Below are 15,052 nucleotides of genomic sequence, written 5' to 3' on the forward strand. Positions count from 1 at the left end.
CAAAATCAAAATCATGCTCTTTAACCATCTCAGCAATTGCCTGCTGAGAATACTTTGACACTCGAACCATGCGAGACTTATTAATCTCATAGCGACTCGCGGTACAATTTCTCAAAATTCTAAATAGAAATTTAATCGTTGAAAATGTTAGCTTCGGGTTAATGATCAAAGGTGCATACTTAGCTACTAGCCATTTCATAGCCTTCACAGGAATGCCAGGCCCAGCCCAAGGTGATGACATGCCGTATGACAATTGTCCTGCATTAGCAAAGCTAGCGCCCAATGCTGGCTCTAACTCTTGCTCAATAACGGTAACCTTGTGACCAGATTTTGCCAAATAATATGCCGAAGCAATACCTATAATCCCACTACCTGCAACCAAAACTTTCATACTATGTCCTCAAGTAAAAATATCTATTTTCATTAACTAAATATACTACCTTTATCTTAAAGTGATTGTCATTAAAAAAAAATTTAAAAAGGATGGTTAAGTTGGGACTACTGTTAGTTTTTAAATGCCTTAAATCCGATATCTGTACGATAGTATGCTGTCGGCCAATTGATTTTTTTAAGTAAAGCATAGGCATTTTTTTTTGCCTCTTTAGTGTCTGCACCAAGTGCTGTTGCACAAAGCACACGACCGCCACTTGTGACTACATCGTTGCCGTTCATCTTAGTACCCGCATGAAATACTTTAGCATCATCGGTATCTGCAGGCAAGCCAATCACTTCATTTAATGGATATGAATCCGGATAACCATTAGCTGCTAGCACTACACCCATGGCTGAACGTTTATCCCATTCAATGCTCGCCTCATCTAGTTTGCCTTTAATTGCCAACAAACAAAGCTCGGCCAAGTTAGATTTAAGACGCATCATAATTGGTTGGGTTTCTGGGTCGCCAAAACGACAGTTATATTCCAGTACTTTAAATTGATTGTTTTGATCAATCATTAAACCAGCATATAAAAATCCCGTATATGAGTTGCCTTCATCAGCCATGCCATCAACTGTTGGACGAATAACTTGATCGATGACTGCCTGAAAAATTTCATTAGTTACAATTGGTGCAGGAGAGTATGCACCCATACCACCTGTATTTGGGCCTTTATCGCCATTATCCCTAGCCTTGTGATCTTGTGAAGTTGCCATTGGTAAGATATTCTTACCATCAACCATAACAATAAAGCTCGCCTCCTCACCCACTAAAAACTCTTCAATAACAACACGTGAACCCGCCTCACCGAAACGATTACCCTCTAACATATCATTGATAGCCTCAATGGCCTCTGCTTCTGTATTGGCAATAATCACACCTTTACCTGCAGCCAGGCCATCAGCCTTAATAACAATTGGTGTGCCTTTTTCTTCTACATAACTAACTGCTGGTGCCACTTCAGTAAAGACGCCGTAATAAGCTGTTGGAATATTGTTACGCTCAAGAAAATCTTTACAAAAAGCTTTTGAGCCTTCTAATTGTGAAGCGGCTTCAGTTGGGCCAAAAATTGCCAAGCCTTGCGCTTGGAACTTGTCAACCACACCAATAACCAGTGGCGCTTCTGGGCCAACAATAGTAATATCAATTTGATTATCTTTGACGAATTTAATCAGTCCGTCGATGTCTTCTGCACCCACATTAATATTCGTAAGCTTAGATTCTGACTCAGTGCCTGCATTACCCGGTGCTACAAATACTTCTTTTACTGTATCAAATTTGGCACACTGCCAAGCCAGTGCATGCTCACGCCCACCAGCGCCAATTACCAAAACTTTCATATTTTTTCCATCAACTCATCAATTAAATCTTGTAACTCATCAACACGAGCCTCAAGTATTGCCACCTTTTCCTCCAAGGGGGTTAATTGAGGGGTGTTTAATTCGTCTGTATTAATATCAATTTTCCCACAAAGCTGATGTATGTAACGATGCTCTTTAGTACCAGCGCGTTTTGGCAATTTGATAATTAATCCATTTTCTACTAACTTAAGTAATTCATCATAAGTTTGAGCCTGAGTATCAAAAGCAAAAATCCGCTTTGAGCGCGTATAAATTTCGTTTAAAGTTTGTTCACCTCTTAATAATAAAATCGCAACAACTGATAAGCCGGGCTTATCAGTTTCTAAGATGCGATCAAAGCGATGGCGGTATTTTTCAGTTTTGCCAAAGTTATCTTCCACTAGAATATGAGATTTTTCAGCTAAAAGATGAACGCAGTGCAATAATTCCCCATCGGCAATATTCATCACTGGATGGCGTGCGGATTTTTGATTGCACGCTAGTTTTAAACTATTTAGCGTCAGCGGATAATTGTCAGCCACAGTGGCTTCTTTTTCAATTAAACAGCCCAAAACTCTGGCTTCTAAAACATCTAATTCAATCATAAATACTCCTTAACAAAGGTTTTAAATTTTTGATGCGACATAATTTGCGTACCATCGCAATTAAATGACATTGAAATTGTAGAATTGAATAAATTAATCACAGCTGAACGCAAATAGTAGCCATCTAAATTTCTAAGTGCTGGGATATGTTCAACAATATATCTAAGCTCATTTTCATTAGTAAGTTGCTTCATACTTTGATTGCGCTGATGAAATGCCTCTTGCCATTCATCAGATAGATAATCAAAAGCTTCATCATGCTCAAGCATTTGATAATAACGTTTAATGAGCGCTTCTTTTTCATCCAATGCAATCATACCAAAGTGGTTAAAAACATAATCTGTCACAAGTAGATCTTCAGCTAAATGGATCTCGACATTAAATGGGTCAAATACGGATGAGGTTCTGATCTCGCCATTATTAAGGCCGATAACAATTCGATAGATACCAGTAGATAATAACAAGAACAAAATCACATCCATCAATTCATCAATGTTTTTATCGACAATATTGTGTGTGCGTTCTCGATTATAGACGCTGTCTTTTAAACTTTCATCGCCCTTAACGCTACGCATTAGGTTTTCATCAAAACCGTATCCGACTAAGGCGCCTTTTTTATTGTCTCCAATATTCATCTGATAAATTATAGATTAAACAAATAATCGTTTGGGCTGAATCATTCCGTCTTCGGACAATTCCCCAATACCCAGAAACACTTGATTTTGATCAAATAGTTTGACCTTGTGTAACGAACCTTGCCTATTGCCAAAAACAGCTCGGCCAAATCTAATATCTTCAGCTTGTTTTTCATCAAGAGTAACACTTTCAATGGTAGGCAACATATTTTCACTGGGGAAAATATGTGCATCTAACTGCTGATAATCATCACTAGCTAATGCTTCAAGTTCTGAAAATTTAATGGTTTCACTAATATCAATATGTGCAAATCCTGTGCGTCTTAATTCAATCACATGCGCACCACAACCGAGTTGATCGCCAATACCTTGAATTAAACTACGAATGTAAGTACCCTTTGAGCAGCTAACATCGAGTGTCAGTATTCCGTCCTCATAGCTAATAAAATCAATGTTATGAATAGTCACTGGGCGCGCAGGGCGCTCAATTTCAATGCCTTGTCGAGCTAGTTTATACAAAGGCTGGCCATCTTTTTTTAATGCTGAATACATAGGTGGTATTTGCAAAATATCACCCACAAAACTCATTATGGCTTTTTTGATAGCTGATTCGCTTAAATGCTTGTATCCTTGGGTTTGGATAACCTCACCTTCACAATCGAGCGTATCAGTATTCTCACCAAGCTTGCCACGAACAAAATAACGCTTGTCGTCGTCAAGTAAGAATTGAGCCACTTTGGTTGCTTGACCTAAACAAATAGGCAGTATGCCACTGGCAAGTGGATCCAAACTACCTGTATGTCCTGCCTTTTTAGCAAAGAAAAGTCGCTTAACTTTTTGTAAGGCGGCGTTTGAGCTTAGACCTATATCTTTGTCTAATAGAACAACACCATTAATATCTCTGCCTTTAGCATTGAGCCGTGACACAGAACTTTATAGCTTGGCTAATAAATCGTCAATTCTTGCGCCTGTATTCGGAGCAGGATCAAAGATAAATCTAAGCGCTGGTGTATGACGTAAATCTATTGTTTTTGATAAACGCGAACGAAAAAAACCTGACGCTTTCGCCAATAAAGGCACAACAGCAGATTTATCTTTTTCTGATACGGTGTAATATACTTTGGCAGCGCTCAAATCGCGACTGGTCAAAACATCGGTAATGTTAATGTTGGCCAATCTTGGATCTTTAGTTTCGTTTTTTAATAACGTCACCAACTCTCGACGAATCAATTCGTTAATACGTTCAATTCTAAATGAATCCTGTTGTTTCATTGTGCGCTATAAAGTACGGGCGGTTTCAATACGTTCAAATACTTCGATTTGATCACCTGGCTGAACATCATTATAATTCGCAACACCAATGCCACATTCAGTACCTGATTTAACTTCCTTAACATCATCCTTAAAGCGTCTCAATGATTCTAACTCGCCTTCGAAAATTACCACACTATCACGTAGTACACGAATTGGCGAGTCTTTTCTAACCACACCTTCTTCAACCATACAACCAGCAATATCGCCTAATTTCTGCGAACGGAATACATCTTTAACATTGGCAATACCAATAATATTTTCACTCAATGCAGGGCTCAATAAGCCACTCATGATCGCCTTAACGTCATCAATTAGGTTATAGATAATTGAATAATATTCAATACGAACACCTTCGTTATCAGCCGTTCTACGCGCAACTGCATCGGCACGTACATTAAAACCAAGTACCAATGCACCTGAGGTTGCCGCTAAGTTAATATCGGTATTGTTAATACCACCAACACCACTAGATACCACTTTAACTTTAACTTCATCAGTTGATAATTCTTCTAACGCCTCGACCAATGCTTGTGCTGAGCCGCGAACATCTGATTTAAGCAGTACATTAACCGTTGACACATCGCCTTCTTCCATTTTCTGCAAGAAGTCTTGCATTTTAGAAGCTTGCTGCTTCTGTAATTCTGCTTCGCGTTCTTTGGCCTTTCTAAAGTCAGCGACTTCACGTGCCTTACGCTCAGATTCAACAACCAGCACTTCGTCACCAGAATTTGGCACACCAGATAAGCCCAATACTTCAATTGGTGTTGATGGGCCTGCTTCTTTAAGTACTTTACCCTGGTCATCTACAATTTGTTTAACTTTACCGTATTCCAAACCAGCAATCATAATATCACCTTTTTTCAACGTGCCTGATTGAACCAAAATTGTCGTTACTTTACCTCGACCTTTCTCTAGGCGTGCTTCAAGCACCGTACCATTCGCAGGCGCCTTGACCACCGCTGAAAATTCTAATACTTCTGCTGTTAATGAAATCGCTTCAAGCAGTGTATCAATGCCTTCACCGGTATGAGCTGATACTGGAATCATCATTACGTCGCCACCCCAGTCTTCTGAAATAACATCATGAGTTGACAATACTTGCTTGATCTTATCAAGATCGGCACCCTCTTTATCAATTTTGTTAATTGCAACAATGATTGGCACGCCGGCTTTTTTAGAATGCTTGATTGACTCAACTGTTTGCGGCATAACACCATCATCTGCGGCAACCACTAAAATAATAATGTCTGTTACATTGGCACCACGTGAACGCATTTTTGAAAATGCAGCGTGTCCTGGAGTGTCAATAAAAGTAATCTTGCCATTAGCTGTATCAACCTGATAAGAGCCAATATGCTGAGTAATCCCGCCTGCCTCGCCATCTGCCACTTTGGCTTGACGAATGTAATCAAGCAATGACGTCTTACCATGATCAACATGACCCATGATAGTTACCACCGGCGGCCTTAGACTTTCGTCACCCATTGGCTTTGCTTTTTCAATCATTGTGTCTTCGATTGTCTCTTCAACACTAACTATGCCTTTATGGCCCATTTCTTCAACCACTAATAATGCAGTATCCTGGTCAATAACATCATTTAACGTTACCATTACACCCATGCCCATAAGTACTTTTAACACTTCGCCAGCTTTGGTTGCCATCTTTTGTGCTAAATCACCAACTTTAATATTGTCAGGAACAGCAACATCATAAGTTACCCTTTCAACCGGCTTTTGGAAGCCATGCTGTGCTTGCTCATCTTGAATCTTTTGACTTAAGCGCGTTCTATCTTTTTTCTTAAGTCTACGATTCGGATTATGTCTTGCTACATGTAGTTGTTTTCTACGGCCAGCAGTGTTGCCACTTGGTGGCGCTTTATGTAAGCGCTTAGGTTTTTGATCTTCCGCTTTCTTTTCAGCTACTTTTTTAGCAACCTCTTGCTCTTTTTCTTCTTTTTGCTCTTGCTTAACATTTTCTTGTTGATTTTTTAATGTATCAGCTTGTTCTTTTTGTAAACGCGTCATCTCAAGGCGTTTAGCATCTTGTGCTAATAATTTTTCATCAGCATCACGGCCCGCATCTAGCGCTGCTTGTGCTGCTAAAGCTGCTTTATTAACGACAACTTCTTCTTCAACAGCTGCAACTTGCTTAACGCGTTTTTTCTTGACTTGCACCTTAATGCCATCACCCATTTTGCTGCTTGATTTGCTGCTTGGCTTACGTGAAACTGAGATGCTAGATTTGCTTGATGAGCGTTTTGACAAACTACCCATTAAAATTTTTCTTTCCTCAGTAGAGATTCCTGAATCAGCTTTTTTGCCTTCAATGCCGGCGCTCGCTAGAATTGTAATCACCTCATCAGGTGTCTTTTTCAGAAGTTTAGATAATGTTTCAACTGTATGTGCCATAGTGCTTGCCTATTTTTTTGTAATGATTAATTTAGCGCTTTTTCTTACTGCTATTTATTAATCGAACCATCCTTCGTTTTCTCTTGCTGTCATGATAACACCTGAGGCTTTTTCTTTGTCCATAACTTGAACTTCAAGTAACTCATCGATAGATAGCTCTGCTAGATCTTCAACTGTTGTAATTTCAGCCTCAATTAATGCATCAGCCAAATCTCCATCAACACCTTCAACGCTCATTAGCACTTCAGAGGCATCAGCATCACCCAACGCTTGTACTAACTGTGCATCAGCTGCACGTTCTTGTAATTCTTCAACCACTGAGGCGTCAAACTCTTCAATGTTTTCTAATACTTTTGAATCTACATCAGCAATATCACTCACCGTTGTAAAACCTTCTTCCAATAAAACGCCGGCTACTTCGCTATCTACACCAAGCTTATCAGCTAATTTTTCGCTGGCTTTTTGTGACTCTTCCGCTTGTTTTTCATCTGCCTCTGCAGTTGACATAACACTCAGTTTCCAGCCAGTTAAGCGTGCTGCTAATTTAATATTTTGACCGCCACGACCAATCGCAAGCGCCAGTTGATCTTCTTCAACAGCAATGTCCATTGCATTACGATCTTCATCAACAATAATAGAGCTAACTTCTGCTGGTGCCATTGCATTAATAACAAATTGCGCAGGATCTTCATCCCATAAAATAATATCAACACGCTCGCCATTAAGCTCGTTTGAAACCGCTTGAACACGTGCGCCACGCATACCAATACAAGAGCCAATTGGATCTAAGCGCTTGTCTTTAGCCTTTACTGCTAATTTTGAACGCAAACCTGGATCTCTAGCACCACCCATAATTTCAATCACTCCTTCAGAAATTTCAGGAACCTCCATTGCAAATAGTTCAATCATCATTTCTGGCACGGTACGTGATAGAAAAATTTGTGCACCACGAACCGAAGATTTAACCTCTTTAATATAAGCTCTTAGACGGTCATTCTTACGTACTGATTCGTTTGGAATTAAATCAAATTTAGAGATCATGCCATCAACACCACCCATGTCAACATAAACATTGCCGCGATCAACGCGCTTCACCGTTACCATAATTACTTCGCCCACACGTTTGGTGTAGTCTTCAACGATTACTTCTCTTTCAGCTTCGCGTACTTTTTGGATAATAACTTGCTTAACAATTTGTGCTGCAATACGACCAAACTCTTCAGTTGCAATTGGCTCACGTACAAAATCATCAATGGCAACACCGCCTGCATCTTTTTCATAAATATGAAGTTCAGTATCAAATGGTGTGCCGTCATCGTCAACAAAGTTCTCTTTATCATCAATGACCATCCACTGTCTAAAGGTATGGAATTCGCCGGTTTTACGGTCAATTTCTACATGAGCATCAATTTCTTTACGCTTTTTGGTAGCGACTGCTAACGCCTCTTCTAATGATTCAAATACATCCTCTTTGGTGATGTTTTTTTCATTAGAGATTGCCTCAACCATCAAAAATAATTCTTTACCGTCCATGTTTTTCTCCTAAAAATCAGCGACTAAATTCGCTTTTTCAATCATATCAATGTCCAATGTTACTGGACCCAATTCTGTTACTAGCTCTATGCTATTGTTTAACTCACTGACACTGCCAATCGCACCTTTAAATTTACGCTGACCATTAATTGGTCTAACCATACGTAGCCTTATGTCGTTGCCCAAAAAACGCTGGTAATGACTAATATTAAATAATGGTCGCTCAATACCGGGCGAAGACACTTCTAAATTATATTGGCTCGCAATTGGATCTTCAACATCAAAAATAGCACTTAATTGGTGCGATGCCTTTTCACAGTCTTCAATGCCAATGCCATGTTCAGTATCAATAAAAATTCGTAAAGTACTGTGCTTACCGCTGGCAATATATTCAACGCCTACCAGCTCATAACCCATATCTTCCAATACAGGTGCAATTAAATTGGTAATTTTGTCTGTAATATTTGCCATCTAAGTTTGCCTATCCTATTTTTTCTACATAACAAAAACCCCCTAGAAAGGGGGAAGCATAACGACGTCCAAGAGAACACTACAGGAGGCAAACTTTATTTCTTGAGTTTGTAAATGTCCTAGTGTTAGGGTTGTATATGCCAAGTTTTATCTCTCCTCAACTCTAAATTGTACTGACTTTTTTAGATTTATCAACCACTTAAGCTCAAGTCACTTTAATTCTCTTCAGATAATTTATAATAACCATTATGAAACTAATCAAAATCGGCGTATTGATGGATGACATCAAAAACATCAAACCCCACAAAGACTCTTCTTTGGCAATGATGCTTGAGGCAAGCAGGCGTCACTGGGAAATTTATACATTTGACTCTAACGATCTATTCGCCCAAGAGGGGCGAGTTCTAGCAACTTGTGCAAAGACTCGTGTGTTTGACAACACCACTCATTGGTATGAGCAAGAGCCAAAAGCAGACTTACCACTTGATGATTTTGACGTCATTTTAATGCGCAAAGATCCGCCTTTTGATATGAATTATATCTACGCCACTTATTTCTTAGAGCAAGCTGAAAACAAAGGCGTACTTGTGGTTAATAAAGCCCAGTCTTTGCGCGATGTCAATGAAAAATTATTTGCTTTAAATTTTCCTCACTGTATTGCTAAAACCCTTGTTAGTAGTAACAAAGATCGACTTAAGGTCTTTATTAAAACTCAAGGCATTAGTGTGGTTAAACCACTTGACGGCATGGGTGGTAAGGATATTTTTAAGCTTGAATGGGGTGATAGCAATATTGATGAAGTGCTTGATTACATTACCCATCAAGGCAACACGCCGATTATGGCTCAAGAATTTTTACCTGAAATAGCCCAAGGCGATAAACGTATTTTACTAATTAATGGTGAGCCTATTGATTACGCATTAGCACGACTGCCTGCTGAAGGTAGCTTTAAAGGTAATTTAGCCGCAGGCGCTACTGGCGTTGGTCAGCCACTATCTGATAGAGATCGATACCTATGCAAGCAAATTTCGCCCACTCTAAAAGCCAAAGGCTTGATGTTTGTTGGCCTTGATGTGATTGGTGATTATATTACTGAAATTAACGTCACTAGCCCAACTTGCATTCGCGAGTTGGACGAACAATTCAACCTAAGTATTGCTGGTGTACTGTTCGATGAAATTGAGAAAAAACTAGCTAGAAAATAAATATCGAGTCAATGCTACGCCTGCACCTGCAGCTGCCAAAGACAACAGCACATTAAGCAAAATATTAATTCCAGCCTGACCATAATGACCTAAGCTGATCATCTCTACCGACTCCCATGACAAGGTTGACATGGTTGTTAATGAGCCCGTTAAACCAATTAAAAGTAATAAACGATAAGCCTCATGCAAGGCGGCTTTTTCCAAAACAACCACCACCAAAATACCCGCTAAGAACGAGCCGATAATATTAGCACTCAAGGTGCCATACGGAAATGATGATCCCATCGTTGCATTCATAAACTGAGTGAGATAATAACGCACGCTGGCACCAATAGTGGCGCCCGCTCCAACGGCCAAAATAGTGGGTAATAATGTCATGATTCTCCTCGTATTTTTCTAAGCTTTTCTGCAATTTTAATCTCTAACCCTCGGTCAGTTGGCACATAATAATTCTGCTCTCCTAGCGCTTGTGGAAAATAGCTCTGACCATAACTGATGCCGTCAATTTCATCATGTGCATAACGATATTCCTGCCCATAGCCCAAATCACTCATCAATCCTGTTGGTGCGTTACACAAGTGCTTTGGTACTGGCAAATCACCCGTTTGTCTAGCATCAATCATAGCCTGATTAAAGGCCTTGTAAACCGCATTGGATTTAGGTGCAACGGCACAATAAACTGCTGCTTGTGCAATGGCTCGATTACCCTCTTTATCGCCTAATCTTTCAAACACATTCCAAGCATTTAGCGTAATTTCTAACGCTCTTGGATCGGCATTACCAATATCTTCTGAAGCAATTGCGAGCAATCGTCTGGCAATGGTTTTTGGATCGCAACCACTCACCAGCATTCTGGCCATCCAATACAAGGCGCCATCTGGGGATGAGCCACGTACTGACTTATGAAAGGCCGATAGTTGCTGATAAAAAATATCACCACCCTTGTCAAAACTAGCCACTTTATCTTGTAAAAATTGATCAATGCTTTTCTCATCCAACTGACTTAATTTTGCCTGATCAATTTTTTCAACGATATTGATTAGTCGTCTGCCGTCGCCACCGCTACTGGCCACAATCTTTTCTTGAGAGGTTTGGCTTAATATCAGTTTCAAGTGCTCAAGACTGCGCTGTAATATTTGCATGAGACCGGCCTCATCTAACGATTCCAATACATAAACACTAACGCGTGATAACAAGGCTCTATTCAGTTCAAACGATGGATTCTCTGTTGTAGCGCCAATTAAGGTGATTAAGCCAGACTCAATATGCGGCAAAAAAGCATCTTGCTGAGCCTTGTTAAATCTGTGAATTTCATCCACAAACAACACTGTTGGCTGACCTATATTTTGATATTTTTTGGCATTTTCAATCACTGTGCGTAATTCTTTAACGCCATCTAACACTGCACTAAGTTGTACAAAATAACCCTCAACTTGAGCACACATAATGCGCGCTAAGGTGGTCTTCCCCACACCCGATGGCCCCCATAAAATCATTGAATGCAATTGTTTATTATTGATTGCCTGCTTAAGTGGGTGTGCATCATTTAGTAAATGCTGTTGAGAACAAAAAGTTTCTAAATTATCGGGTCTTAGTATTTCTGCAAGTGGCTTCATAAGCCTATTTTAACGATATTTTTAGATAAGCAGGGCGTGTCACATTTTTCTAAAATTAGCACTGTTTTTAAGTTTAGTCGTTGCGCCAGCTCAATGGCTTTTTCGCTACCCATTGACATCATTGCCGTGGCATAGGCGTCCGCCAAAAGATTGCTTTGATGAATAACACTAGCTGAGAATAAATCACTATTCACAGGCAGGCCCGTATGTGGATCAAGGATGTGGGCGTAGCGCTTACCCTCCCAAACAAAATATTGTCTATAATTTCCTGAGGTAGCAATTGACTCATCAGCCAGCTTAATTTTAACAGGTACTTGCCCCACAGGCGCTTCAATACCAATCGTCCAACTGCCTTTAACTTTAATCTCGCCACCAATTTCCAACATAAATCGCTCAACACCCTGCTGATCTAACAACTTATAAATCTCATCTACTGCATAGCCTTTGGCAATTGCTGATAGGTTTAAATCGATATCAATTTGCTTACTGAATGTTTGCCCTTCTAGGGTCGTTTTTGAGATCGAAGAATTAAGCAGTGCTTTAGCAATCATCGCTCTGTCTGGTTTTGTTAGAACCTCTGTTACGCCAAAACCCCATGCATCAATTAACCGACCAAGGCCTGGATCAAAATAACCATCGGTTTGTTGTTGCACTTTAATTGCCAAGCTTAATACTTGGGACAGTTCTGTTGATAATAATACTGGATGCTTTGTCGGCTGACGATTAAGCTGAGATAATTCTGAAGACCTATTCCAGCTAGAAAAAACTCGGTTGATTTGATCAAGGCGTAAATCAACTTGTTGTTGATCAATCTCAAGACCTTTACCTTTAATAAGATAAGTTGTGCCCATGGTTTTACCAGATACTTGCTCAAGCGTTTGATTTTGGTCGCAACCTGTTAAGCTTAAAAAGAGAAAAATAATCAGTCGTTTAGGCATTATAATTTTGTCATGTTTCGATTGATATTTTGCTTATTATTTTCTGGCTGGGCTTATGCCAATGATACCCTAGCGCCAAAGAATGCGCCTGAAGCCCAAAGTTTTGAGGCGTTCATGACTGATATTCGTCATCAGGCACTAGATCAAGGCATTTCTAATGCTACGCTTGAACAAGCTTTAAGTGCACTTACCCTCAACCCTAAAGTGCTTAAATTTGATCGAACTCAGGCAGAATTTAGTCAAAATTTTTGGCGTTATTTAGGCTCTAGAGTGAGTGAGTATCGCTTAAATAATGGCGCTGAAAAGTTAAAAATTCATCAACAAACCTTACAAAAAAACCAGCAAAAATACGGCGTTCCAGCACATATTGTGGTGGCGTTTTGGGGCTTGGAAACCAACTATGGAACCTATACTGGGGACTTAAGCTTAGTTAGGTCTTTAGCCACGCTTAGCTACGACCAGCGTCGTCGTGATTTTTTTACCAAACAATTATTGGCCTTACTTAAATTGATTGATGAAGGGAAAATCCCAGCAGATGCTAAAGGCTCTTGGGCAGGTGCGATGGGCAATGTGCAATTCATGCCGACCAATGTTGCAGCTTACGGTATTGATGCTGACAACGATGGTGAAGTTGGCTTGTGGGATAATACCCAAGATATCTTTGCCAGTGCTGCAAATTTTTTACAAAAAATCGGCTGGCATCGAGGTGAGCGTTGGGGATGTGAAGTCAGTATTCCAACTAATTTTGATTACCAGCTTGCCAATTTAAAAACCAAAAAAACAGTCAATGAATGGCAAGCTCTAGGTGTACGTACCGCTCAACACAACAACTTACCAAACTCAACTTTAAAAGCCTCATTAATATTACCAATGGGCTACAACGGCCCTGCTTTTTTAACCTATCGTAATTTTCATGCAATCCTACGCTGGAATCATTCTATTTTATATGCCTTATCTGTTGGCCACTTATCTGACCGTCTAGCAGGCACAAGTCAGTTAGTCGCCAAGCCTATTACCGAGCCCTCATTAAGTCGTGAAGATACGGTGTTAATTCAAACCAAACTCAACCAACTAGATTTTGATACAGGGAAGCCAGATGGCATATCTGGACCAAAAACCCGCAACGCAACACGCCAATACCAGCGCGTTAACAACCTACCAATTGATGGCTACGTTGGCTACCAGCTTTTGCAACAGCTTAAAGACATTTCTAAATGAATATTGAGACTTATCTAGGTTTTGATGTTGGCACCAAACGCACTGGTGTTGCTATTGCCAATAGCTTAACTCAGCAGGCCAATGGCATAGATGTTGTCTCCCATCATAAAAATGGCGCCACTAATTGGGACGGCTTTGACACAATCATCAAGCAACACAGCGTTAATTTGTTTGTTGTTGGCGTGCCTTACGATAAAAATGGCAAAGAGCAAGAGATGACTTTTATCGCCAAGTCTTTTGGTCGTAAACTTACTACTCGCTATGACATTGACGTGGTTTTTGTTGATGAATATTTATCATCCAATGAAGCCAAAAAACAACTAAAATATAATCATCATCATAAGAACGCAGATCGCAGTAAGGTTGACAAACTCTCAGCAGCTCTGATACTACAAACCTGGTTAGGAAATTCATGAAAAAAGACCCGATTAACAACCACATTCAGCTAAATGATTCTGGCAAGTTAATTCATCTATTAGGTCTTGAAGATTTATCCAAAGAACACTTGCTTGAAATCATAGATAAAGCTGACAAGCTAATTGACAAGAATGGTAATCTAAAAAAATCCAAAGCATTGGACGATATGTCAGTTGCCAATCTATTTTTTGAGCCATCTACCCGTACTAGAAACACCTTTGAAATTGCTGCCATGCGTAGTAGTGCCAATGTCATTAACGTTGATTTAGCTAACTCCGCTTTAAAGAAAAACGAAGCCTTGATGGATACCATGCATACATTAAAGGCAATGCAAATTGATATGTTTGTCATTCGCCATAAGCAATCAGGAATGCCACATCATGTAGCACACCATCTAGATGGTGTGGCTATTTTAAATGCAGGTGACGGCACCAACGCACATCCAACTCAAGCATTACTTGATATGCTTAGCATCCGCCAGCATAAACCAAATTTTGAAAATTTATCTGTTGCTATTGTTGGTGATATCACCCACTCTCGAGTAGCACACTCAAATATCCAAGCCTTAAAAACACTAGGTACGACTGATATTCGTCTAATTGCGCCAGAAGGCCTACAACATGATTCAGCGCGCTGTGAAGTGGTAGCCTGCTTTGATGATATCAATAAAGGCCTAAAAGACTGTGACGTTATTATTGTATTACGCTTACAAAAAGAGCGCATGATTGAAGCTGACATTCCTAATGAGCAAGAATATTTTGACCATTACGGGCTAACCCCTGAACGCTTAGCACTTGCCAAAAAAGATGCCATTGTTATGCATCCAGGCCCCATTAACCGTGGCGTAGAAATTGACTCATCTGTTGCTGATGGCAACCAATCAATTATCCTGCAACAAGTTACTAACGGCATTGC

The 15,052-nt window shown here is 39.9% G+C and carries 16 protein-coding genes; 4 read left to right on the forward strand and 12 right to left on the reverse strand.

Features of this window, described 5'->3' with window-relative positions; translation table 11 throughout:
- The 9 genes from BTHERMOSOX_RS05505 to rimP form a co-directional block, all read right to left on the reverse strand.
- A partial coding sequence (locus BTHERMOSOX_RS05505) for an FAD-dependent oxidoreductase (protein ID WP_138120122.1) occupies window positions 1-391 on the reverse strand: 391 nt, incomplete at its 3' end.
- 113 nt (window positions 392-504) lie between these two features.
- A complete protein-coding gene (gene purD, locus BTHERMOSOX_RS05510; RefSeq protein WP_138120123.1) occupies window positions 505-1,776 on the reverse strand; it encodes a phosphoribosylamine--glycine ligase in 1,272 nt (423 codons plus the stop codon).
- Window positions 1,773-2,381: a YceH family protein gene (locus BTHERMOSOX_RS05515; RefSeq protein WP_138120124.1), complete on the reverse strand. Its 609-nt coding sequence runs from the start codon at window positions 2,379-2,381 to the stop codon at window positions 1,773-1,775. Before BTHERMOSOX_RS05515 ends, purD begins: the two co-directional genes overlap by 4 nt.
- Window positions 2,378-3,016: a hypothetical protein gene (locus BTHERMOSOX_RS05520; protein ID WP_138120125.1), complete on the reverse strand. Its 639-nt coding sequence runs from the start codon at window positions 3,014-3,016 to the stop codon at window positions 2,378-2,380. The genes BTHERMOSOX_RS05515 and BTHERMOSOX_RS05520 overlap by 4 nt, the downstream gene beginning before the upstream one ends.
- Window positions 3,017-3,031: 15 nt before the next feature.
- Window positions 3,032-3,943: a tRNA pseudouridine(55) synthase TruB gene (gene truB / locus BTHERMOSOX_RS05525; RefSeq protein ID WP_138120126.1), complete on the reverse strand. Its 912-nt coding sequence runs from the start codon at window positions 3,941-3,943 to the stop codon at window positions 3,032-3,034.
- Window positions 3,944-3,949: 6 nt separating this feature from the next.
- Window positions 3,950-4,288, reverse strand: coding sequence for a 30S ribosome-binding factor RbfA (gene rbfA, locus BTHERMOSOX_RS05530; RefSeq protein ID WP_138120127.1), 339 nt, complete (start codon window positions 4,286-4,288; stop codon window positions 3,950-3,952).
- Between the two features lie 6 nt (window positions 4,289-4,294).
- Entirely contained in the window at window positions 4,295-6,739 is a 2,445-nt protein-coding gene (infB, locus tag BTHERMOSOX_RS05535; protein ID WP_138120128.1) for a translation initiation factor IF-2, read from the reverse strand.
- A 57-nt stretch (window positions 6,740-6,796) separates the two neighbouring features.
- Window positions 6,797-8,272 carry a transcription termination factor NusA gene (gene nusA, locus BTHERMOSOX_RS05540; protein ID WP_138120129.1) on the reverse strand — a complete coding sequence of 492 codons (1,476 nt, stop codon included), beginning with the start codon at window positions 8,270-8,272 and terminating at the stop codon, window positions 6,797-6,799.
- A gap of 9 nt (window positions 8,273-8,281) precedes the next feature.
- The gene (gene rimP / locus BTHERMOSOX_RS05545) at window positions 8,282-8,743 is read right to left on the reverse strand and encodes a ribosome maturation factor RimP (protein WP_138120130.1); all 462 of its coding nucleotides are present in this window, start codon (window positions 8,741-8,743) and stop codon (window positions 8,282-8,284) included.
- Window positions 8,744-8,991: 248 nt separating this feature from the next.
- Here rimP and gshB point away from each other — a divergent pair, with 248 nt between their 5' ends.
- Window positions 8,992-9,948: a glutathione synthase gene (gene gshB, locus BTHERMOSOX_RS05550; protein WP_138120131.1), complete on the forward strand. Its 957-nt coding sequence runs from the start codon at window positions 8,992-8,994 to the stop codon at window positions 9,946-9,948.
- On the opposite strand, the gene crcB is transcribed toward gshB, so the two are convergent.
- Genes crcB through BTHERMOSOX_RS05565 form a run of 3 tightly spaced genes read right to left on the reverse strand, consistent with a single transcriptional unit; the run spans window position 9,934 to window position 12,502 of the window.
- Complete coding sequence (gene crcB / locus BTHERMOSOX_RS05555) at window positions 9,934-10,326, reverse strand: fluoride efflux transporter CrcB (protein ID WP_138120132.1); 393 nt, start codon at window positions 10,324-10,326, stop codon at window positions 9,934-9,936. The two genes, gshB and crcB, sit on opposite strands and share 15 nt — an antisense overlap.
- Entirely contained in the window at window positions 10,323-11,564 is a 1,242-nt protein-coding gene (locus tag BTHERMOSOX_RS05560; RefSeq protein WP_138120133.1) for a replication-associated recombination protein A, read from the reverse strand. The genes crcB and BTHERMOSOX_RS05560 overlap by 4 nt, the downstream gene beginning before the upstream one ends.
- The gene (locus BTHERMOSOX_RS05565) at window positions 11,561-12,502 is read right to left on the reverse strand and encodes an FAD:protein FMN transferase (RefSeq protein ID WP_138120134.1); all 942 of its coding nucleotides are present in this window, start codon (window positions 12,500-12,502) and stop codon (window positions 11,561-11,563) included. The genes BTHERMOSOX_RS05560 and BTHERMOSOX_RS05565 overlap by 4 nt, the downstream gene beginning before the upstream one ends.
- A gap of 12 nt (window positions 12,503-12,514) precedes the next feature.
- Between BTHERMOSOX_RS05565 and BTHERMOSOX_RS05570 the strand changes: the two genes are divergently transcribed.
- The 3 genes from BTHERMOSOX_RS05570 to BTHERMOSOX_RS05580 all read left to right on the forward strand — a co-directional run.
- Window positions 12,515-13,720 carry a lytic murein transglycosylase gene (locus tag BTHERMOSOX_RS05570; RefSeq protein ID WP_138120135.1) on the forward strand — a complete coding sequence of 402 codons (1,206 nt, stop codon included), beginning with the start codon at window positions 12,515-12,517 and terminating at the stop codon, window positions 13,718-13,720.
- Complete coding sequence (gene ruvX / locus BTHERMOSOX_RS05575; RefSeq protein WP_138120136.1) at window positions 13,717-14,136, forward strand: Holliday junction resolvase RuvX; 420 nt, start codon at window positions 13,717-13,719, stop codon at window positions 14,134-14,136. The genes BTHERMOSOX_RS05570 and ruvX overlap by 4 nt, the downstream gene beginning before the upstream one ends.
- On the forward strand, window positions 14,133-15,052 hold a 920-nt coding region (locus BTHERMOSOX_RS05580), incomplete at its 3' end, for an aspartate carbamoyltransferase catalytic subunit (protein WP_171004658.1). The genes ruvX and BTHERMOSOX_RS05580, both read left to right, overlap by 4 nt.

It is taken from the genome of Bathymodiolus heckerae thiotrophic gill symbiont (assembly GCF_900128515.1).
GTDB lineage: Bacteria > Pseudomonadota > Gammaproteobacteria > PS1 > Pseudothioglobaceae > Thioglobus_A.

Excerpts from the sequence above, each read along its gene's own strand:
- purD (WP_138120123.1), bottom strand. The coding sequence starts at position 1,776 with ATGAAAGTTTTGGTAATTGGCGCTGGTGGGCGTGAGCATGCACTGGCT.
- BTHERMOSOX_RS05515 (WP_138120124.1), bottom strand. The coding sequence starts at position 2,381 with ATGATTGAATTAGATGTTTTAGAAGCCAGAGTTTTGGGCTGTTTAATT.
- BTHERMOSOX_RS05520 (WP_138120125.1), bottom strand. The coding sequence starts at position 3,016 with ATGAATATTGGAGACAATAAAAAAGGCGCCTTAGTCGGATACGGTTTT.
- rbfA (WP_138120127.1), bottom strand. The coding sequence starts at position 4,288 with ATGAAACAACAGGATTCATTTAGAATTGAACGTATTAACGAATTGATT.
- infB (WP_138120128.1), bottom strand. The coding sequence starts at position 6,739 with ATGGCACATACAGTTGAAACATTATCTAAACTTCTGAAAAAGACACCT.
- nusA (WP_138120129.1), bottom strand. The coding sequence starts at position 8,272 with ATGGACGGTAAAGAATTATTTTTGATGGTTGAGGCAATCTCTAATGAA.
- rimP (WP_138120130.1), bottom strand. The coding sequence starts at position 8,743 with ATGGCAAATATTACAGACAAAATTACCAATTTAATTGCACCTGTATTG.
- gshB (WP_138120131.1), top strand. The coding sequence starts at position 8,992 with ATGAAACTAATCAAAATCGGCGTATTGATGGATGACATCAAAAACATC.
- crcB (WP_138120132.1), bottom strand. The coding sequence starts at position 10,326 with ATGACATTATTACCCACTATTTTGGCCGTTGGAGCGGGCGCCACTATT.
- BTHERMOSOX_RS05560 (WP_138120133.1), bottom strand. The coding sequence starts at position 11,564 with ATGAAGCCACTTGCAGAAATACTAAGACCCGATAATTTAGAAACTTTT.
- BTHERMOSOX_RS05565 (WP_138120134.1), bottom strand. The coding sequence starts at position 12,502 with ATGCCTAAACGACTGATTATTTTTCTCTTTTTAAGCTTAACAGGTTGC.
- BTHERMOSOX_RS05570 (WP_138120135.1), top strand. The coding sequence starts at position 12,515 with ATGTTTCGATTGATATTTTGCTTATTATTTTCTGGCTGGGCTTATGCC.
- ruvX (WP_138120136.1), top strand. The coding sequence starts at position 13,717 with ATGAATATTGAGACTTATCTAGGTTTTGATGTTGGCACCAAACGCACT.